Origin of the sequence: Streptomyces sp. BBFR2, assembly GCF_044497305.1 — a bacterium.
Lineage (GTDB): Bacteria > Actinomycetota > Actinomycetes > Streptomycetales > Streptomycetaceae > Streptomyces.
The window spans coordinates 1933466-1952682 of the sequence record NZ_CP172415.1; the positions used below are offsets into that span (position 1 = coordinate 1933466).

Consider the following 19217-nt stretch of genomic DNA (forward strand, 5'->3'; position numbering starts at 1 on the left):
CGATCCACCCGATTTTATTTCACTATTCAACTTTCACGGGTAGAATTCCTCCATGACGACCGACAGCGACACCCCCTGGCTGACCGACCAGGAACAGCGCGCCTGGCGTACCCATCTGGACGTCAGCCGGCTGCTGATGCACCAACTGGAGCGCGATCTGCAGCCGTTCGGGCTGACCAACAACGACTACGAGATCCTCGTCAACCTCTCCGAGGCCGAGGGCCACCGGATGCGGATGAGCGATCTCGCGTCGAGCACCCTGCAGTCCAAGAGCCGCCTCTCGCACCAGATCACCCGCATGGAGAACGCCGGTCTGGTCCGCCGTGAGCACTGCGAATCGGACCGCCGCGGGCTCTACGCCGTCCTGACCGAGGAGGGCTGGGAGACCATGCGCCGGGTCGCACCGCACCACGTCGCCTCGGTGCGCCGGCACTTCATCGACCTCTTCACCCCGGAGGGCCTGACACAACTGCACGCCTCGCTGAGCCCGGTCGCCGCCCGGCTGCGGGAGCACCGCGGCACCCTCTGAGCCCGCCCGCCGCGGTCCGCCTCCGGGCCGCGGCACGGGTCACGGGTCACGGCACGGGCCACCCGGTTCCGCGCACCCGGGCCGCCGACCGGCCCCGCCCGGCCGCGGAACCGGCCCGCCCGCCGGTCTGCCCACCGGCGCCTCCCCGGCCCCGCGCCCCGCCTCGTCCGGCACCCGTCGGCCCCGCTCCCCCGCAGGTCAGCGCAGCACCGGCAGCCGCAGCTCGAACACCGAGCCCTCGCGTACCCGCAGGGAGCCGCCGTGCCGCTCGGCGACGTCCCGGGCGATGGCCAGGCCCAGACCGGCGCCGCCGTCGTCCCGTGCCCGCGCGTCGTCCAGCCGGACGAACCGCTCGAAGATCCGCTCGCGGTCGGCGGGTGGGACACCCGGCCCGTCGTCGTCGACCCGCAGCACCGCCTCGGCGCCCTCGCGGACCACCTCGACGCGGACCGCCGTGGTGGCGTGGCGCTGCGCGTTGTCCAGCAGATTGCCCAGCACCCGGACCAACTGCCCCCGGGAGCCGGTCACCTCGGCCCCGTCCAGCCGTCCGACGGTGACGGCGATCCGGTCGGCGGTCCGCTGCGAGGTCTCCTCCCGCACCAGGGCGGCCAGCGCGACCGGGGCGCCCGCGGGCCGCTCCCCCGCGTCCAGCCGGGCCAGCAGCAGCAGATCGGCGGCGAGCTGCTGGAGCCGTACGGTGTCCTCGACCGCGCCCGGTACGTCCAGCAGCTCCGGGTGGGCGGCGCCCACCTCCAACTGGGTGCGGAGGCTGGCGATCGGGCTGCGCAGCTCGTGGGAGGCGTCGGCGACGAAGCGGCGCTGCCGCTCGACGGAGGTCTCCAGCGCCGCCAGCGTCTCGTTGGTGGTCCGCGCCAGCCGCCCGATCTCGTCCCGCGCCGCGGGCACCGGCACCCGGCGGCCGAGGTCCGCGCTCGCGGTGATCGCGGCCATCTCGCCCCGGATGCCCTCCACGGGCCGGAGCGCCCGCCGGGTCACCAGCCAGGTCACGACGGCGACGACGAGCAGCAGCGGCGGCAGGCCGATCAGCATCGCGTCGCGGAGCGTGCCCACCGTCTGCCGGGCCGGGGCCAGCGGCGCCCCGGCACGCACCACGGCCTTGTCGCCCGCGGTGTCCTCCGCCTCGACGGTGGCGAAGCGGTAGTCGGCGCGGTGGCCGTCGACGGTCGCCGTGCCGTCGGTCACCCGTACGTCGTCGTCGACCTCGCCCCGGTGGTCGCGCCGCTCGCCGCCCCCGGCGCCGGAGCTGTCGGGCGCCTCGCCGATCCGCTGCCCGTCGACCGCCTCCAGATCGTCGTCCACGGCCAGCAGCCGGCCGTCGTCGTCGGTGACCACGACGGGGCGGTCGTCCGCGTCCGGCAGGTCCAGATCCCCGTGGACGGAGCCGGTCGCGATGCGTACGGCGACGGCGCGGGCGGCGACCTCGGCCTGGAGGTCGGTCTGGTCGCGGAGGTTGCCACGCAGCACCAGCAGCAGCGCCGTACCGGCCGCGACCAGGGCCAGCGCCACCACCAGCGTCGCCCCGGCCGTCGCCCGGGCGCGTACCGAGCCGCACACGTCACGCATCGGTCACCAGCCGGTACCCGGCGCCGCGCACCGTGCGGATGTACCCGGCGCCCAGCTTGCGGCGGAGCGCGCTGATGTACACCTCGATGATGTTGAGGTCGCCCTCGTACGCGAAGTCCCAGACGTGGTCGAGGATCTCTGCCTTGGCGACCACCTCCCCGGCGCGCAGCGCGAGCTGTTCCAGCACGGCGAACTCCTTCGCGGTCAACGCCACCTCCTCGCCGTCCCGCAGCACGGTGTGCGCGCCCTGGTCGACGGTGAGCGAGCCGATCCGCAGCACCGGCGCGGCCGACCGTCCGTGGCGCCGCAGCAGGGCCTTGATCCGCGCGACGAGGACCACGTACGAGAACGGTTTGGTGAGGTAGTCGTCGGCGCCGGTGTCGAGCCCCTCGGCCTCGTCGTACTCGCCGTCCTTGGCGGTCAGCATCAGGACGGGCACGTCACTCCCGGCGGCGCGCAGGGCGGCGCAGACGCGGTAGCCGTTCAGGCCCGGCAGCATGATGTCGAGGACGATCAGGTCGTAGGAGCCGTCGCCCGCGCGGCGCAGGCCCTCGGTGCCGTCGTGGACCACGTCGACGGCGTAGCCCTCGGCGATCAGGCCGCTCGCCAGCGCGCGGGCCAGCCGTTTCTCGTCCTCGACGAGGAGCAGGCGGAAGGGGCGCGCGGGCGGGGGAGCAGGCATGCGCCCAGCTTCGCACCCCGTTCCTGAAGCGGTCTTCAGGGGCCTTCAGCTCCGCTTCAGCTCGGTTTTGCGACGGTGTGGTCATCGCCGATCACCGCCGATCTCAGGGGAGCACACCGATCATGAAGCGCCGCATCGTCCTCGCCGTCACCGCCGCCGCCGTCCTCATCGCCGGGGGCGCCACCACCGCCGTCGCCGTCAACACCGACGGCGGCCCCGGCAGCCCGCAGTCCGAGGCCCGGACCACCGCACAGCTCACCGCGACCGCCGGAGCGAACGGCGCGAACGGCGGGGACCACGAGGACGCCGCCGAGGCCCGGCAGGCCGCCGGGGTGCGGACCACCGCCGCCCAGGCCGCCACCGCCGCGGTGCGGGCGGTCCCGGGCACGGTCACCGAGATCGAGCTGGACGAGGATCACGGCGCCCTGGTCTGGGAGGCGGACGTCCTCGGCCGCGACGGCGCCTGGCACAGCCTCACCCTCGACCCGCTCACCACCCGCGTGATCCGCTCCCACACCGACCGGGACACCAGCGGCGCGCACGGCCAGGACCGGGTGCGGGCGGCGCTGCGCGGCACCACGGTGGACGCGGCCTCCGCCGCCCGCGCGGTCGGCCAGGGGCGCGGCACGGTGACGTCCGTGGACTTCGAGGACGACCACGGCACCGAGCCCGTCTGGGAGGTCGAGACCGTCACCCGCGGCGGCGAGGAGCACACCTACCTCGTCGACCCGCGCTCCGCCGCGGTGAGCGCCGCCCCGTCGGACGACGACCACGACGACGACCAGGACGACGACTGAACCGCCGGGCAGGGACGTACGGCCGTGGCCCCGGCCCCGCATCGCGCGGGGGCGGGGCCACGGCCGTACGCGGGGGGGGCGCGGCGTACGCGACGGGGCGCCGAGCGCGGCCGTATGCGGCGGGGCGCCGGGCCCGCGGGGCGTCCGCGGCGGGACGAGGAGCGCCGGACCGCGGGTGTCCGCGCCGCCGGCCCGGCCCCGCCGCCCGGTCCGAACGCCCGCCTCAGGCGCCCGTGAGCCCCGCGATCAACTCGTCCGCCGCCCGGTACGGATCGCTCTCACCTGCGACGATGCGGTCCGCGAGGGCTTCCAGGCGGCGGTCGCCGTGCAGATCGCCGATCCGTTCGCGCAGCGCCGTCACCGCGATCGTCTCGACCTCCTGGGCGGCACGGGCATGGCGGCGCCGGGCCAGCACCCCGTGCTCCTCCATCCACGCCCGGTGCTTCTCCAGCGCCTCGACGACCTCGTCGACGCCCTGTGCGCGCGCCGCGACGGTCTTGACGATCGGCGGCCGCCAGTCCCCGGCGGCCCGCGCGGCGCCCAGCCCGAGCATGTGGTTCAGCTCCCGGGCGGTGGCGTCCGCGCCGTCCCGGTCGGCCTTGTTGACCACGTAGACGTCGCCGATCTCCAGGATTCCGGCCTTCGCCGCCTGGATGCCGTCGCCCATCCCCGGTGCCAGCAGCACCACGCTGGTGTCCGCCTGCGAGGCGATCTCCACCTCGGACTGGCCGACGCCGACCGTCTCGACGAGGACCACCTCGCACCCGGCAGCGTCCAGCACCCGGATCGCCTGCGGCGCCGCCCAGGCGAGACCGCCCAGATGGCCGCGGGTGGCCATCGACCGGATGTAGACACCGGGGTCGGAGGCGTGCTCGCTCATCCGGACCCGGTCGCCGAGCAGCGCCCCGCCGGAGAACGGCGAGGACGGGTCGACGGCCAGCACCCCGACCCGTTTCCCGGCCTTGCGGTACGCGGTGACCAGCGCCGACGTGGTGGTGGACTTGCCGACGCCGGGCGAGCCGGTCAAGCCGACGACGTAGGCGTTTCCGGTCAACGGCGCCAGCGCCGCCATCACCTCCCGCAGATGCGGGGAGGCGCCCTCCACCAGGGAGATCAGCCGGGCGACCGCCCGGGGCCGGCCCTGCCGTGCCTGCTCCACAAGCTGCGGGACGTCCACCATCGCTGCTCGGCTCCTTCGGCCTCTACGGGTTCGTACGAACGGTGCGGGTCACCGGCGCGGGCCGGCGGTGCTCACTTCCCCGGGACGCGGACGATCAGCGCGTCGCCCTGACCGCCGCCACCGCACAGGGCGGCCGCGCCGGTGCCGCCGCCGCGCCGCTTCAGCTCCAGCGCGAGGTGGAGGACGAGGCGGGCGCCGGACATGCCGATGGGGTGGCCCAGCGCGATGGCGCCACCGTTCACATTCACCTTTTCGGGGGACACGCCGAGGTCCTTCACGGACTGCACGGCGACCGCGGCGAACGCCTCGTTGATCTCGATCAGATCAAGATCCTCGACGGTCAGCCCCGCCTTGCCGAGGGCGTGCTTGATCGCGTTGGACGGCTGCGACTGGAGGGAGTTGTCGGGGCCCGCGACATTGCCGTGCGCGCCGATCTCGGCGATCCACGCAAGGCCCAACTCCTCGGCCTTGGCCTTGCTCATCACCACGACCGCGGCGGCGCCGTCGGAGATCTGCGAGGCGGAGCCCGCGGTGATCGTGCCGTCCTTGGCGAAGGCCGGACGGAGCTTGCCCAGCGATTCCTCGGTGGTCTCCGGGCGGATGCCCTCGTCCTGGCTGAAAACGACCGGCTCGCCCTTACGCTGCGGGATCTCCACCGGGGTGATCTCCGCCTCGAAGATCCCGTTCTTCTGCGCGGCGGCGGCGCGCTGGTGGGAACGGGCGGCGAAGGCGTCCTGCTCGGGGCGGTCGATGCCCAGCCGGGTGTTGTGCTTCTCCGTCGACTCCCCCATCGCGATGTTCTCGAACGCGTCGGTGAGGCCGTCGTGCGCCATCGCGTCGAGCATCTCCACGGCGCCGTACTTGTAGCCCTCGCGGGACTTCGGCAGCAGATGCGGGGCGTTGGTCATCGACTCCTGGCCGCCGGCGACGATCACGTCGAACTCCCCGGCGCGGATCAACTGATCGGCCAGGGCCACGGCGTCCAGACCGGAGAGGCAGACCTTGTTGACGGTCAGCGCCGGGACGCTCATCGGGATACCGGCCTTGACGGCGGCCTGGCGGGCGGGGATCTGGCCCGCACCGGCCTGGAGCACCTGGCCCATGATCACGTACTCCACCTGGTCGCCGCCGATGCCCGCGCGGTCCAGCGCCGCCTTGATCGCCACCCCGCCGAGGTCGGCGCCGGAGAAGGAGCGCAGCGATCCCAGAAGGCGGCCCATGGGGGTGCGCGCCCCCGCCACGATCACGGAGGTGGTGCCGTTCGTGCCGTTCGTTGCAGACATGCGGTGCGGCCTTCCTTTGCAGGGAAGTTAACGAGGGTTCCCGTCAATGTACTGAGGGGTACGCGCCGGGTCACCGGCAAGGCGGTGTGACGGCGCGCACGTTGCGTAACCGGCCGTGCGGGCGGTGCACTGGAGCCATGCTGACGCGAATCGACCACATCGGGATCGCCTGTTTCGACCTGGACCGGACCGTCGAGTTCTACCGTGCCACCTACGGCTTCGAGGTGTTCCACTCCGAGGTCAACGAGGAGCAGGGCGTCCGCGAGGCGATGCTCAAGATCAATGAGACGTCCGACGGCGGCGCCTCCTACCTCCAGCTCCTGGAGCCCACCCGCGAGGACTCCGCGGTCGGCAAATGGCTCGCCAAGAACGGCGAGGGCGTGCACCACATCGCCTTCGGCACCGCCGACGTCGACACCGACGCCGCGGACATCCGCGACAAGGGCGTCCGGGTCCTCTACGACGAGCCGCGGAAGGGCTCCATGGGGTCCCGGATCACGTTCCTGCACCCCAAGGACTGCCACGGCGTGCTGACCGAACTGGTCACCGCGGCCCCCTCCGCCCCGGACGAGCACTGACCTTTGCCTCCCCCGGCCGGTAGAGTGCAGCTTCGGCCGGGGTACGAGGTGCTCACGCACGGTGCGAGCGCTTCCTGGGGATGGGGCTCGGTCCATACTCCGCCGATGATCTGACACCATTTCTTCGGAAGGGTCGGCTCCGGGGGCGCAGCCCCGTACGACATGACGTGTACGGGCCCGTGTCCGCAGCACCGGGGACGGCCGCCACCATGACCATGGGACGGATGGGACCGCGCAGTGCGGGGCAACGAGCGCCAGGAGCGTCAGCGGGCTGAGGCCGATCACCTCTCGCGGTTCGAGGCCGAGATGGAGCGGCTGAAGACCGAGCGGGACAAGGCCGTCCAGCACGCCGACGACCTCGGCTATCAGGTCGAGGTGCTGCGCGCCAAGCTGCACGAGGCGCGCCGCACGATCGCGAGCCGGCCCGCCTACGACAACGTCAGCCATCAGGCCGAGCAACTGCTGCGCAACGCCCAGATGCAGGCCGAGCAGTTGCGCGCCGACTCCGAGCGCGAGCTGCGCGAGGCCCGGGCGCAGACCCAGCGCCTCCTCCAGGAGCAGGCCGAGCGGCAGTCCCGCATGGAGGCCGAGCTGCACGCCGAGGCGGTCGCCCGCCGCCAGCGGCTCGACGAGGAGCTGAACGAGCGCCGCCAGACCGTCGAGTCGCACGTCAACGAAAACGTCGCCTGGGCCGAGCAGTTGCGTGCCCGTACGGAGTCCCAGGCCCGCCGCCTGATGGACGAGTCGCGGGCCGAGGCCGAGCAGACGCTGTCGGCCGCGCGGGCCGAGGCGCAGCGGCTGGCCGAGCGGGCCCGTGAGCGGTTGGACACCGCGGCGGAGGAGGCCCGCGGTGAGGCGGAATCCATCCTGCGCCGGGCGCGGGCCGACGCCGAGCGGCTGCTGGACGCCGCCTCCGTACAGGCCCAGGAGGCCACCGAGCAGGCGGAGCAGTTGCGTTCGAGCGCGGGCAGCGAGTCGGAGGAGGCGCGCCGCGCCGCCGCCGAGCTGACCCGCAGCGCCGAGGCGCGGCTGAAGGAGGCCGACACGGCGCTGCGCGAGGCGCGCGCCGAGGCCGAGAAGCTGGTCGAGGAGGCGCAGCAGAACGCCACCAAGCGGCTGTCGGCCACCGAGTCGGAGAACGAGCAGCGCACCCGTACCGCCAAGGCGGAGATCGCCCGGCTGGTCAGCGAGGCCACCAAGGACGCCGAGGCGCTGCGGGCCGAGGCCGAGCAGCTCCGGGCGGACGCCGCGGCGCAGGCCGAGCGGCTGGTCGCCGAGGCGCGCGAGGAGGCCCGTTCCAAGGCGGCGGAGGACTCCGCGGCGCAGTTGGCGAAGGCCGCGCGGACCGCCGAGGAGGTGCTGACCAAGGCGTCCGAGGACGCCAAGGCCACCACGAAGGCGGCGGCCGAGGAAGCCGAACGGCTGCGCAGCGAGGCCGAGTCGGAGGCCGACCGGCTGCGCGAGGAGGCGCACGACACCGCCGAGCAGCTCAAGGGCGCGGCGAAGGACGACACCAAGGAGTACCGCGCCAAGACCGCCGAACTCCAGGAGGAGGCGCGGCGGCTGCGCGGCGAGGCGGAGCAACTGCGCGCCGACGCCGTCGCGGAGGGCGAGCGGATCCGCGGTGAGGCGCGCCGCGAGGCCGTCCAGCAGATCGAGGAGGCGGCCGGGTCCGCCGAGGAGCTGCTGACCAAGGCGAAGGCGGACGCCGAGGAGACCCGTACCAAGGCCGGTGCGGAGAGCGAGCGGGTCCGTACCGAGGCCATCGAGCGGGCCACCGCGCTGCGCCGCCAGGCCGAGCAGGCGCTGGAGCGGGCCCGGGCCGAGGCCGAGGAGCTGCTGACCGAGGGCGCGCAGGCCGCCGAGCTGGTCGCGTCGGAGGCGGAGGAGTCCGCGGCGCGGCTGCGCGAGGAGACCGAGGCGGCCGTCGCGGAGTCGCGCGCGCAGGCGCAGGCCGAGCTGGACCGGCTCACCGCGGACGCCGAGGAGAAGGCTGCGTCGGCCGAGGAGGCGCTGCGCCAGGCGCGCGCCGAGGCGGAGCGGCTGCGCCGTGAGACCCAGGAGGAGGCGGCCCGCCTCAAGGCGGAGGCCGCCGAGCGGCGCCGTACGCTCCAGCAGCAGGCCGAGGAGGAGGCCGAGCGGCTGCGGGCCGAGGCCGCGCAGGACGCGTCGGCGGCCCGTACGGAGGGCGAGTCCGCCGCCGAGCGGCTGCGCGAGGAGGCGGCGGCCGAGGCGGAGCGGCTCAAGGACCGGGCGCAGGAGAGCGCCGACCGGATCCGGGCGGAGGCCGAGGCGGCCGCCGAGCGGGCCGGCAGCGAGGCCGCCGAGGCGCTGTCCGCGGCGCAGGAGGAGGCCGCGCGGCGCCGCCGGGAGGCGGAGCAGTTGCTGGGTGAGGCCCGCGAGGAGGCCCACCAGGAGCGCACCGCGGCGCGGGAGCAGAGCGAGGAGCTGCTGGCGTCGGCGCGCACCCGCGTCAGCGAGGCGCAGGCCGAGGCGGAGCGGCTGGTCGGCGAGGCCGAGCAGCGTTCCGAGGAGCTGGTGACGGCCGCCGAGGCCGCCGCCCAGCAGGTGCGGGACGCGGTCGCCGGGCTGCACGGGCAGGCCGAGGAGGAGATCGCCGAGCTGCGGTCGGCGGCCGAGCAGGCCGCGGAGCGGACGCGGACCGAGGCCGGTGAGGAGGCCGAGCGGGTCCGCGCGGACGCCTACGCCGAGCGGGAGCGGGCCTCCGCGGACGCCACCCGGGTGCGCGAGGAGGCGCAGGAGTCGTCGCGCGCCGCGCGGGAGCTGGCGGAGCGGACGGTCACGGAGGCCATCGAGGAGGCCGAGCGGCTGCGCGCCGAGGCCGCCGGGGTGCTCGACGAGGCCCGCCGGGACGCGGGCACCGCCCGTACCGAGGCCGCCGAGCAGGCCGACCGGCTCGTCACGGAGGCGAGCGCGCAGGCCGAGAAGCTGGTCGCGGACGCCACCGCCAAGGCGCAGCAGTTGCGTACCGACGCGTCGGACGCGCTGGCCGCCGGTGAGCAGGACGCGGCGCGGGCCCGTGCCGAGGCGCGCGGCGACGCCAACCGCATCCGCTCGGAGGCCGCGGAGCAGGCCGACCGGCTCGTCACCGAGGCCCGCGCGGAGGCCGAACGGATCGTCAACGAGGCGGCGGAGCTGACCTCTTCGGCGCAGGAGGACGCCGACCGTACGGTCCGGGAGGCTCAGGAGTCCGCCGAGCGGATCCGTGCCGAGGCCGAGGAGCAGGCGCGGGCGCGGCTGGCCGAGGCGACCGCGGAGGCGGAGCGGCTGCGCGCCGAGGCCGAGCAGGCGCTGGAGCAGGCCCGTACGGAGGCCGAGCGCATCGGCGACGAGGCGCGCAAGGCCGCCAACAAGACCCGTTCGGACGCGGCGGTCCAGGCCGACGAGCTGCTGACGGAGGCGGGCGCCGAGGCCGAGAAGGTGCGGACGGAGGCGGCCGAGACCGGCGCGCAGGCCGGGCGGGACGCCGACCGTACGCGGGCGGACGCCCGGGAGCAGGCCGACCACATGGTGGCCACCGCCACCGCCGAGGCCGACCGGCTGCGGACGGAGGCCGCCGCGACGGTCACCGCCGCGCAGGAGCACGCCACCCGCACCCACACCGAATCGGCCAAGGTCAAGAAGGACGCCGAGGCCGAGGCGGAGCGGCTGCGGAGCGAGGCGCAGCAGGAGGCCGACCGGCTGCTGGACGAGGCCCGCAAGGACGCCGCCAAGCGCCGCGCGGACGCCGCCGAGCAGGCCGATCAACTGGTCGCGAAGGCCCAGGAGGAGGCCGTACGCGCGGCCGCGGCGGCCGAGGAGCAGGCCGACACGATGGTCGGCGCGGCCCGCAAGGAGGCCGGCCGCATCGTCGCGGAGGCGACGGCGGAGGGCAACGCGCGGGTGGAGAAGGCCCGTACGGACGCCGATACGCTGCTGAGCGAGGCGCGGCAGGACGCCACCGCCATAAGGGAGCGCACCGAGGAGCTGCGCACCCGCGTCGAGTCCGAGGTCGAGGAGTTGCACGACCGGGCGCGCCGGGAGTCGTCGGAGGCGATGAAGAACGCCGGTGAGCGGGTCGACAAGCTCATCGCGCAGGCGACCCAGCAGCAGACCGAGGCCGAGGAGAAGGCCGAGAAGCTGGTGTCGGACGCGAACAGCGAGGCCAGCCGGGTGCGGATCGCGGCGGTGAAGAAGGCCGAGGGCCTGATCAAGGAGGCCGAGAACAAGCGGGCCGAGGCGGTGCGCAACGCGGAGCGGATGCGTGCCGAGGCCGAGGCGGAGGCCGCCCGGATCATCGAGGAGGGCCGTCAGGAGCTGGAGGTCCTCTCCCGCCGCCGCAAGGACATCAACACCGAGATCTCACGGGTGCAGGACGTGTTGGAGGCCCTGGAGTCGTTCGAGACGCCGGGTGCCGGGGACGGTAAGGCCGCAGGATCCAAGACCGCCGCGGGAGCATCGTCAACTCGTTCGAGTGGCAAGCAGTCTGAAGGGTAGCCACTCAAATGAGGGGTCATTCTCCTCTTCAAACGGACATGGGCTCGATGACACGCCGGTCGGGCCCCTAGGATTCTCCTTATCACCTCACCGGTCTCTTTCGACAGGAACCCCATGAGCGACACTTCCTCCCCCTTCGGCTTCGAGCTCGTGCGGCGTGGGTACGACCGCGGTCAGGTGGATGACCGCATCACAAAGCTCGTCGCGGACCGCGACAGCGCGCTGTCCCGTATCACCTCGCTGGAAAAGCGGATCGAGGAGCTGCACCTCGAAACGCAGAACGCCCAGGCCCAGGTCACCGACGCCGAGCCGTCGTACGCGGGACTCGGGGCCCGTGTGGAGAAGATCCTCCGTCTCGCCGAGGAGGAGGCCGCGGAGCTGCGCGAGGACGCCCGGCGCTCCGCCGAGCAGCACCGCGAGCTGGCCGAGTCGGCCGCCCAGCAGGTCCGTAACGACGCCGAGCAGTTCGCCGCCGAGCGCAAGGCGAAGGCCGAGGACGAGGGTTCGCGGATCGTCGAGAAGGCGAAGGGCGACGCGTCCACGCTCCGCTCCGAGGCCCAGAAGGACGCGCAGTCCAAGCGCGAGGAGGCGGACTCCCTCTTCGAGGAGACCCGCGCCAAGGCCGCCCAGGCCGCCGCGGACTTCGAGACCAACCTCGCCAAGCGCCGCGAGCAGTCCGAGCGGGACCTCGCCTCGCGTCAGGCCAAGGCCGAGAAGCGCCTCGCGGAGATCGAGCACCGCGCCGAGCAGCTCCGGCTGGAGGCCGAGAAGCTGCGTACGGACGCCGAGCGCCGCGCCCGCCAGACGGTGGAGACCGCGCAGCGCCAGGCCGAGGACATCGTGGCCGACGCCAACCAGAAGGCCGACCGGGTCCGCAGCGAGTCCGAGCGCGAGCTGGCGGCGCTCACCAACCGCCGCGACTCGATCAACGCCCAGCTCACCAACGTCCGCGAAATGCTGGCGACGCTGACGGGTGCGGCCGTGGCCGCCGCCGGTGCCCCGGAGGACGAGACCGCCTCCCGCGGCATCCCGGCGCAGCAGTCCCACTGACGCCCGGTTCCTTTCCGTACGAGCGCCCCCGTTCCGCCGCGCAGGCGGTGCGGGGGCGCTCGGCCGTCCGGGCGGTGGCCGTCCGGTGGCGGCCGTTTCCGGGCGGACTTAGCGTGCTTACATGATCGAGCTGGACGGGCTGACCAAGCACTACGGTGACAAGGTCGCGGTCGACCACCTCACCTTCACGGTGCGGCCGGGCATCGTCACCGGTTTCCTCGGCCCGAACGGCGCGGGCAAGTCGACCACCATGCGCATGATGCTGGATCTGGACAATCCGACGTCCGGTTCGGTGCGCATCGACGGGGAGCACTACCGGCGGCTGACCGATCCGCTGCGGTCCGTCGGGGCGCTGCTGGACGCGAAGGCGGTGCACGGCGGGCGCAGCGCGTACCACCATCTGCTCTGTCTGGCGCAGAGCAACGGCATTTCGCGGCGCCGGGTCGGCGAGGTGCTGGACACCGTCGGTCTGACCTCCGTCGCGAAGAAGCGGTCCAAGGGGTTCTCGCTCGGTATGGGCCAACGGCTGGGGATCGCGGCGGCGTTGCTGGGCGATCCGCGGGTGCTCCTCTTCGACGAGCCGGTCAACGGCCTCGACCCGGAGGGCATCCACTGGATCCGCAATCTGATGAAGAACCTCGCGGCGCAAGGCCGTACGGTCTTCGTCTCCTCGCATCTGATGAGCGAAATGGCGCTGACGGCGGACCACTTGGTGGTGATCGGGCGGGGGAAGCTGCTGGCGGACACGTCGATGGCGGAGTTCATCCGCGGCAACTCGCGCTCGTACGTACGGCTGCGGTCGCCGGAGCCGGAGCGGCTGCGGGATGTGCTGCGCGCGGAGGGGATCGCGGCGGCCGAGGTGGCCGGGGGTGCGCTGGAGGTCGACGGGGAGCCGCCCGAGCGGCTCGGTGAACTGGCCGCCCGGCACCGTCTGGTACTGCACGAGCTGAGCCCGCAGCAGGCGTCCCTGGAGGAGGCGTTCATGCAGCTCACGGCGGAGTCGGTGGAGTACCACGCGCACGACGGGGAGCCGGGCGGCGAAGCGGTGCCGGCCGCGCCGCCCGGCGTGGCGGCCGCGTCCGGTGGCGGCTGGGGCGGCGACTGGCGGAAGAAGGGGAGTTGACGATGGCGGCGGTCGGGCAGGTGCTGCGGTCGGAGTGGACGAAGATCCGGTCGGTGCGGTCGACGGTGTGGACGCTGGGCATCGCGGTGGTCGTCACCGTCGCGCTGGGGATGCTGATCTGCGCGCTGGCGGCGAACGACTTCGGGTCGATGCCGGTACGCGACCGGCTGACCTTCGACGCCACCAACGTCAGCTTCGCCGGGATGGGGCTGGGCCAACTGGCGATGATCGTGTTCGGGGTGCTGGTGGTCTCCAACGAGTACAGCACCGGCATGATCCGCAGTTCGCTGGCGGCCGTACCGCAGCGGGGCACGTTCCTCTTCTGCAAACTGGCGGTGGCGACCGTCCTGGTCTTCGTCGTCGGCCTGGCGACCAGCTTCATCGCGTTCTTCGCGGGGCAGGCGATGCTCGGCGGCCACCGGGCGTACCTCGGTGATCCCGGGGTGCTGCGCGCGGTGTTCGGCGGCGGGCTGTACATGACGATGATCGCGCTGTTCTCGATGGCGGTGGCGACGATGCTGCGCAGTCCGATGCTGTCGCTGGGCATCCTGATGCCGTTCTTCTTCCTCGTCTCCAACATCCTCGGCAACGTCTCCGCGACCCGGAAGATCGGCCGCTACCTGCCCGACCAGGCAGGCCAGAAGGTGATGCAGGTGGTCCCCCACGACACCGATGTGCCGTACGGGCCGTGGGGCGGTTTCGGGATCATGGCGGTGTGGACGGCGGTGGCGCTGATCTGCGGGTACGTCCTGCTGAAGCGGCGCGACGCCTGAGCGGGACGGTGCGGCGGGCGGCGGGTGGCGGGGGGAGCCCGCCGCGCCCCGTTTTGGCGAGAACCGTCAAGGGACCGATAGCCTCCTAACCCTCACGGGGGCACGAGGGCGCCTCTGCCCCGACCATCTGCGAGGGGCGGAGAATGATCGAGGCAGTCGGCCTGACGAAGCGCTACGGCGCCAAGACGGCCGTGCACAACCTGTCGTTCCAGGTGCGGCCGGGCACCGTCACTGGCTTCCTGGGACCGAACGGTTCCGGCAAGTCCACGACGATGCGGATGATCCTGGGGCTCGACGCCCCGACGTCGGGCCACGCCACCATCGGCGGCCGCCCGTTCCGTCAGCTCCCCAACGCCCCGCGGCAGGTGGGCGCGTTGCTCGACGCCAAGGCGGTGCACGGCGGGCGCAGCGCGCGGGCGCACCTGCTGTCGCTGGCGCAGCTCTCGGGCATCCCGGCGCGCCGGGTCGACGAGGTCCTCGGCGTGGTCGGTCTGCAGGACGTCGCGGGGCGCCGCTCCAAGGGGTTCTCGCTCGGCATGGGGCAGCGGCTGGGCATCGCCGCCGCGCTGCTGGGCGATCCGCAGGTGCTCCTCTTCGACGAGCCGGTCAACGGCCTCGACCCGGAGGGCATCCTGTGGGTGCGCAACCTGATGAAGCAGCTCGCCGCGGAGGGCCGTACGGTCTTCGTCTCGTCGCACCTGATGAGCGAGATGGCGCTGACCGCCGAGCATCTGATCGTGATCGGCCGGGGCCGGCTGATGGCGGACATGCCGGTCAAGGACTTCATCTCGGCCAACTCCGCCGACTTCGCCCGGGTCCGCACGCCCGACACCGAGCCGGAGCAGCGCGAGAAGCTGACCGCGGCGCTCGGTGAGGCCGGTGCGCAGATCACGCCCGAACCGGACGGCGCGCTGCGGATCTCGGGGTTGCCGCTCCCCCGCATCAGCGATCTCGCCCACGAGGCGGGCGTCCGGCTCTGGGAGCTGTCGCCGCACCAGGCGTCCCTGGAGGAGGCGTACATGCGCCTGACCCAGGGGGCGGTGGACTACCGCTCCACCGCCGACGCGCGCGCCGGACTCCAGCAGCCCGCCGGCCACCCGCAGCAGCAGTTCGGCGGGGGCCCCGGCTTCCAGGGCGGACCGGGGCCCCAGGGCACGGCCCCGGGCGCGCAGCCGAACCCGTACGCCCCCCAGGGCCCGTACGCGCCGCAGGCCGCCCCGGGCCAGGGGTACCCGCCGCCCGCCCAGGGCGGCCCGGTGCCGCAGGGCCCGGTGCCCGGCGCGCAGCCGAACCCGTACGCCCCGCAGCAGGCCGCGGCCCCGATGCCGCAGGCCGCCCCCGCCGACATGACCGCGCCGCACCACGAGGAAGCCCGATGACCAGCCCTCAGCAGCCGCAGCCCGAGCGCGGCCCGAACGACGACGCCCCGGCGCAGGGCCCCGCCGCACCGGGTCAGCCGCCTGCCGCCCCGGGGCAGCCGCCCGTCGCCCCGCCGCAGCCCGCGGCCGCCCCGCAGGGTGCGGGGCCGGGACAGCCCGCGCCCGGCGCTCCCGCGCAGTCCGGTGCGGCCGGGGACCGGCCCGCGCCCGCGGCCCCCGCGCCGTCCGGTGAGGCGCCCGCGCCCGCCGCCGCTCCGGGGCAGCAGCCGACCGCTCCCCAGGGCGGGCCCGCGCGTGAGCACGGCACCGTGGTGCTCGGCACCGTGCCGGAGCCGCCCGCCCGGGAGGCGGGGACGATGATGCTCCAGGCCCAGCAGCTCCCCGCGCACCAGGGCGACGGCCCGCCCCCGCAGCCGCTGGCGGCCGGCGGCAGCCTGGCCAAGGAGCCCGGCACGATGATGCTCAAGGCCCCGGCCGCGCACCCCGGAGCCGGTACGCCGCAGCCCGGTGCCCCGGCACCGGCCGGTCAGCCGGCCCCCGCCGGGCAGTTCCCGCAGGCCGGCGCCCCGCAGCCACCCGCCGCGGCGCAGCCCGGTCACCCCGTACCGCCGCAGGGCCAGCCGCACCCCGGCCCGTTCCGGGGCGCGCCCGGCGGGTACGTCTCGCCGATCCCGGTGCGCCCCACCCACCTCGGGCACGCGCTCGCCTCCGAGTGGACCAAGATCCGCTCGATGCGCTCGACGATGTGGACCCTGGGCACCCTCTTCATCATGATCTTCGGCATCGGCACGCTGACCGCCCTCGCCCTGGGCACCCAGCGCTACGTCGATCCGAAGCTCGGCATGGCGTTCTTCGGCGTCCTCCTCGGCACGCTCTGCATCATCCCGCTCGGCGTCCTGGTGATCTCCTCCGAGTACGGCACGGGCATGATCCGTACGACGATGACCGCCTGTCCCAACCGCGCCCGGGTGCTCGCCGCCAAGTCGATCGTCTTCACCGCGCTCGCCTTCGTCATCACGACGATCACCACCACGCTCGTCGCGGTGCTCACCAACGCCATGGTGACCGGCCCCGACCCGACAGCCGGCGAATGGCTCCGGGTCACCGTCGGCGCCGGTCTGTACGTATCGGTGCTCGGTCTGCTGGCGCTCGCCGTCGGTTCGCTGCTGCGGCACTCCGCGGGCGCCATCAGCGCGATGCTCGGGCTGGTGCTGCTGCCGATGCTGCTGGCCGTCTTCATGCTCGGCTCGGAGAGCCTGAAGTCGGTGAGCAAGGCGCTGATCGAGTTCTCCGTGCCCAACTCGCTGGCGTCGCTGTACGGCAACCCGTTCCTCGGCACGGACAGCGGCCCGCAGGGCTGGGAGCCCCTCTGGATCCTGCTGGGCGTCACCGCGGTCGTCCTGGGCGCCGCCTTCGCCGCCCAGTCCAAGCGCGACGTGTAGGTCGCTCCCGGACCCGAAGGGCGTGCCCGCCCGTTCACCGGCGGGCACGCCCTTCGCCGTTCCCGGACGGCACACCGGACGCCGTACGAGGACGGCCGCCCCGACGCGCCCGCCGGGCCCGCGCCCCTCCTCGCCCGGCTCCCGTGCCCCGGCGGAAAACCCGGTGCCGCCCGGCGGCCGCGCCACTCCCGTCGCGCGCGTGACCCTCGACGAGGCGCGGCTGCCGGCCCTGGAGACCGACGCGATCCACGGCCTCGAACCCGCCGGGGGCGGCCGGCCCGCCCGCGTACGGGACCGTTCCCTCCTGGCGTTCCGGGCCTGGTCCCCCGGGGCCCGGCTCCCGGCGCTCGGCCCGGCCCTCGCGCCGGACTCCCCCGGCGGAGCCGGCGGACCGCACGCCCCGAGCCCCCTCGACGACACCGGCGTACGCCCCGGGCCGCTCGCCCGGCTCGCCGCGTCCCTGGGCGACCGGGCCGGCCGGCCGGAGGGCGGTCCCTGCTTCGTCTTCCCCGCGCGGCTCACCGACCTGGGGCCGGCACCGCTGCCCGTCCTCGTCCCCGACGACGCGGGCCGCGCCGCGGCGCGCGCGCTGATCCGGCCCGGAAACTGGCAGCCCGGCGAATGGGCCGAGCTGATCGGCGGGCCGGACCTCTCCGGCCCGGACGTCCTCAGTACCGCGGCGCGTTCCGCGACCGCTGGAGGCGGGCGCTGCGGCGGTCGCGCGCGTTCCAGCACGCCTTGTGCCAGTGGCGGCGGTCGTCGACGTCACCGAGCTGCGGCCACGCCACGACATGCGGGACGCCCGGCGGAATCTCCTGGTCACAGCCGGGGCAGCGGTAGTGCTTGGCGGCTCCGCCCCCGCCGACGTGCCGGACCACCCACTCCTCGCCGCGCCACTCGGCGGTCTGTTCCAGGCCGTAGCGGTCGCCCTCTGCGCGTTCGGCGGGCTTCGCACCGCCACGCTGGCGGTTTCGACGCGGAGACACAGGGCACCTCGGGAGATCTGCGGGGTCACGGGCCGTCACCAGCGTACGCGCCACGCGGGCGGCCCCGGCGGGCCCGGTGCGTTCCTGCGATCATCGGCAGAACCCGTCGCCGGGCCGTGCCTTTGGCACGTGTCAGACGTTATTGCCCTACGTGGGGGAAGCCGCGTCGGCTGCGAGGAGGCGGAGAGCGATGCGCGTTGGGGCTTTCGTCCTGGCCGCTCAATTCCCGGGTCAGGGACAGGGGGAAGCACTGCACAGAGCGGTCCGCTGCGCGGAGGTGGCGGAGCGGTCCGGGCTCGACGACGTCTGGCTGGCGGAGCACCACTTCGTGCCGTACGGCGTCTGTCCGTCGGCGGTGACGCTCGCCGCCCTGCTGCTGGGCCGGACGGAGCGGATCGGGGTCGGCACCGCGGTCAGCGTGCTGCCGACCCAGCATCCGGTGGCGCTGGGGGAACAGGCGGCGCTGCTGCACCTCACCTCCGGCGGCCGCTTCACCCTCGGGGTCGGCCGCGGCGGCCCCTGGGTCGATCTGGAGGTCTTCGGCGCCGGACTCGCCGCGTACGAGCGGGGCTTCCCGGAGGCGCTCGATCTGCTGCTGCGCTGGCTGCGCGAGCCGCGGGTGGGCGCGGCGGGCGAGCGGTACGCGTTCCGGGAGGTGGCGGTGGTGCCGAGCCCCGCGCAGGCGCTGGCGCCGCCGGACGCCCCGGACGCGGAGGTGCCGGGCCCCGGGGTGCTGGTGGCGTGCACCTCCCCCGCGTCGGTACGGCTGGCGGCCGCGCGCGGACTGCCGATGCTGCTGGGCATGCACTGCGCGGACGACGAGAAGGCCGAGATGGTGGCGTTGTGGCGGACCGCCGCACGCGAGGCCGGGCGGAACGGCGACGAGATCGCGGCCGTCCGCCATGTCTCGGCCGGGGTGGTGCAGATCGCCGACGACCGGCGGGACGCGGTCGAGACGCTGACGAAGGCGATGCCCGGCTGGCTGCGCCAGGGGCTGAGCGCCCATGTCACCGTCGACGGCCGCGCCCGCGCCATGCGGGACCCGGTCGCGTACACCGAGAAGCTGTGCGCGCTGCATCCCGTCGGGACGCCGCGGAGCTGTGCGGACAAGCTGGCGGCGACGGCGGAGCGTACGGGCATCACCACGCATGCGCTGCTCGTCGAGGGGTCGGGGGATCTGGCGGCCACCGAGGAGAACGTCCGCCGCCTCGGCGAGGACGTCAAACCGCGGCTGGGGTGACCCGGCGGCGGCCGGGCGGCAGCGGTGTGCGGTGGGACGGCCGTGCGCCGGACGGGGCGGACGGCTTCGCGCTGTACGTCCGGGCGGTCGGGTT

At 74.3% G+C, this 19217-nt stretch carries 15 protein-coding genes; 10 read left to right on the forward strand and 5 right to left on the reverse strand.

What is annotated here, in order from left to right; translation table 11 throughout:
* Positions 1 to 52 precede the first annotated feature (52 nt).
* On the forward strand, positions 53 to 529 hold the full coding sequence (locus ACGH2B_RS06980) for a MarR family winged helix-turn-helix transcriptional regulator (protein WP_399085706.1): 477 nt from the start codon (positions 53 to 55) through the stop codon (positions 527 to 529).
* A gap of 198 nt (positions 530 to 727) precedes the next feature.
* Here the strand turns inward: ACGH2B_RS06980 and ACGH2B_RS06985 are convergent, their stop codons facing one another.
* Positions 728 to 2113, reverse strand: a complete 1386-nt coding sequence (locus ACGH2B_RS06985; protein ID WP_399085709.1) for an ATP-binding protein — start codon at positions 2111 to 2113, stop codon at positions 728 to 730.
* Positions 2106 to 2795, reverse strand: a complete 690-nt coding sequence (locus ACGH2B_RS06990; protein ID WP_399085712.1) for a response regulator transcription factor — start codon at positions 2793 to 2795, stop codon at positions 2106 to 2108. The genes ACGH2B_RS06985 and ACGH2B_RS06990 overlap by 8 nt, the downstream gene beginning before the upstream one ends.
* 122 nt (positions 2796 to 2917) lie before the next feature.
* Here ACGH2B_RS06990 and ACGH2B_RS06995 point away from each other — a divergent pair, with 122 nt between their 5' ends.
* The gene (locus ACGH2B_RS06995; protein WP_399085715.1) at positions 2918 to 3592 is read left to right on the forward strand and encodes a PepSY domain-containing protein; all 675 of its coding nucleotides are present in this window, start codon (positions 2918 to 2920) and stop codon (positions 3590 to 3592) included.
* 223 nt (positions 3593 to 3815) lie between these two features.
* On the opposite strand, the gene meaB is transcribed toward ACGH2B_RS06995, so the two are convergent.
* Together meaB and ACGH2B_RS07005 are read right to left on the reverse strand one after the other, a co-directional pair.
* Positions 3816 to 4772 carry a methylmalonyl Co-A mutase-associated GTPase MeaB gene (meaB, locus tag ACGH2B_RS07000; protein WP_399085718.1) on the reverse strand — a complete coding sequence of 319 codons (957 nt, stop codon included), beginning with the start codon at positions 4770 to 4772 and terminating at the stop codon, positions 3816 to 3818.
* A gap of 71 nt (positions 4773 to 4843) precedes the next feature.
* The gene (locus ACGH2B_RS07005; protein ID WP_399096770.1) at positions 4844 to 6019 is read right to left on the reverse strand and encodes an acetyl-CoA C-acetyltransferase; all 1176 of its coding nucleotides are present in this window, start codon (positions 6017 to 6019) and stop codon (positions 4844 to 4846) included.
* Positions 6020 to 6192: 173 nt separating this feature from the next.
* Between ACGH2B_RS07005 and mce the strand changes: the two genes are divergently transcribed.
* The 7 genes from mce (at position 6193) to ACGH2B_RS07040 (ending at position 16897) form a co-directional block, all read left to right on the forward strand.
* Positions 6193 to 6633, forward strand: a complete 441-nt coding sequence (gene mce, locus ACGH2B_RS07010) for a methylmalonyl-CoA epimerase (protein WP_345086139.1) — start codon at positions 6193 to 6195, stop codon at positions 6631 to 6633.
* A 237-nt stretch (positions 6634 to 6870) separates the two neighbouring features.
* Positions 6871 to 11130, forward strand: a complete 4260-nt coding sequence (gene scy / locus ACGH2B_RS07015) for a polarized growth protein Scy (protein ID WP_399085722.1) — start codon at positions 6871 to 6873, stop codon at positions 11128 to 11130.
* 114 nt (positions 11131 to 11244) lie between these two features.
* Positions 11245 to 12180, forward strand: a complete 936-nt coding sequence (locus tag ACGH2B_RS07020; protein ID WP_399085725.1) for a cellulose-binding protein — start codon at positions 11245 to 11247, stop codon at positions 12178 to 12180.
* A 121-nt stretch (positions 12181 to 12301) separates the two neighbouring features.
* Positions 12302 to 13303, forward strand: a complete 1002-nt coding sequence (locus tag ACGH2B_RS07025; RefSeq protein ID WP_399085728.1) for an ABC transporter ATP-binding protein — start codon at positions 12302 to 12304, stop codon at positions 13301 to 13303.
* 2 nt (positions 13304 to 13305) lie between these two features.
* The gene (locus tag ACGH2B_RS07030) at positions 13306 to 14076 is read left to right on the forward strand and encodes an ABC transporter permease (protein WP_399096773.1); all 771 of its coding nucleotides are present in this window, start codon (positions 13306 to 13308) and stop codon (positions 14074 to 14076) included.
* A gap of 143 nt (positions 14077 to 14219) precedes the next feature.
* The gene (locus ACGH2B_RS07035) at positions 14220 to 15455 is read left to right on the forward strand and encodes an ATP-binding cassette domain-containing protein (RefSeq protein ID WP_399085731.1); all 1236 of its coding nucleotides are present in this window, start codon (positions 14220 to 14222) and stop codon (positions 15453 to 15455) included.
* 458 nt (positions 15456 to 15913) lie between these two features.
* Positions 15914 to 16897: an ABC transporter permease subunit gene (locus ACGH2B_RS07040; RefSeq protein WP_399096776.1), complete on the forward strand. Its 984-nt coding sequence runs from the start codon at positions 15914 to 15916 to the stop codon at positions 16895 to 16897.
* 668 nt (positions 16898 to 17565) lie between these two features.
* Here the strand turns inward: ACGH2B_RS07040 and ACGH2B_RS07045 are convergent.
* Entirely contained in the window at positions 17566 to 17883 is a 318-nt protein-coding gene (locus ACGH2B_RS07045) for a hypothetical protein (RefSeq protein WP_030280684.1), read from the reverse strand.
* A 190-nt stretch (positions 17884 to 18073) separates the two neighbouring features.
* Here ACGH2B_RS07045 and ACGH2B_RS07050 point away from each other — a divergent pair, with 190 nt between their 5' ends.
* Positions 18074 to 19123 (forward strand): LLM class flavin-dependent oxidoreductase, encoded by a 1050-nt coding sequence (locus tag ACGH2B_RS07050; RefSeq protein ID WP_399085735.1) that lies wholly within the window; start codon positions 18074 to 18076, stop codon positions 19121 to 19123.
* The last annotated feature ends 94 nt before the right edge of the window (positions 19124 to 19217 follow it).

Bases quoted from the DNA above. Each gene is read 5' to 3' on its own strand.
- ACGH2B_RS06985 (WP_399085709.1), bottom strand. From the start codon at position 2,113: ATGCGTGACGTGTGCGGCTCGGTACGCGCCCGGGCGACGGCCGGGGCG.
- ACGH2B_RS07035 (WP_399085731.1), top strand. From the start codon at position 14,220: ATGATCGAGGCAGTCGGCCTGACGAAGCGCTACGGCGCCAAGACGGCC.
- ACGH2B_RS07040 (WP_399096776.1), top strand. From the start codon at position 15,914: ATGCTCAAGGCCCCGGCCGCGCACCCCGGAGCCGGTACGCCGCAGCCC.
- ACGH2B_RS07050 (WP_399085735.1), top strand. From the start codon at position 18,074: ATGCGCGTTGGGGCTTTCGTCCTGGCCGCTCAATTCCCGGGTCAGGGA.
- ACGH2B_RS07020 (WP_399085725.1), top strand. From the start codon at position 11,245: ATGAGCGACACTTCCTCCCCCTTCGGCTTCGAGCTCGTGCGGCGTGGG.
- ACGH2B_RS07030 (WP_399096773.1), top strand. From the start codon at position 13,306: ATGGCGGCGGTCGGGCAGGTGCTGCGGTCGGAGTGGACGAAGATCCGG.
- mce (WP_345086139.1), top strand. From the start codon at position 6,193: ATGCTGACGCGAATCGACCACATCGGGATCGCCTGTTTCGACCTGGAC.
- ACGH2B_RS07025 (WP_399085728.1), top strand. From the start codon at position 12,302: ATGATCGAGCTGGACGGGCTGACCAAGCACTACGGTGACAAGGTCGCG.
- ACGH2B_RS06990 (WP_399085712.1), bottom strand. From the start codon at position 2,795: ATGCCTGCTCCCCCGCCCGCGCGCCCCTTCCGCCTGCTCCTCGTCGAG.
- meaB (WP_399085718.1), bottom strand. From the start codon at position 4,772: ATGGTGGACGTCCCGCAGCTTGTGGAGCAGGCACGGCAGGGCCGGCCC.
- ACGH2B_RS06995 (WP_399085715.1), top strand. From the start codon at position 2,918: ATGAAGCGCCGCATCGTCCTCGCCGTCACCGCCGCCGCCGTCCTCATC.
- ACGH2B_RS06980 (WP_399085706.1), top strand. From the start codon at position 53: ATGACGACCGACAGCGACACCCCCTGGCTGACCGACCAGGAACAGCGC.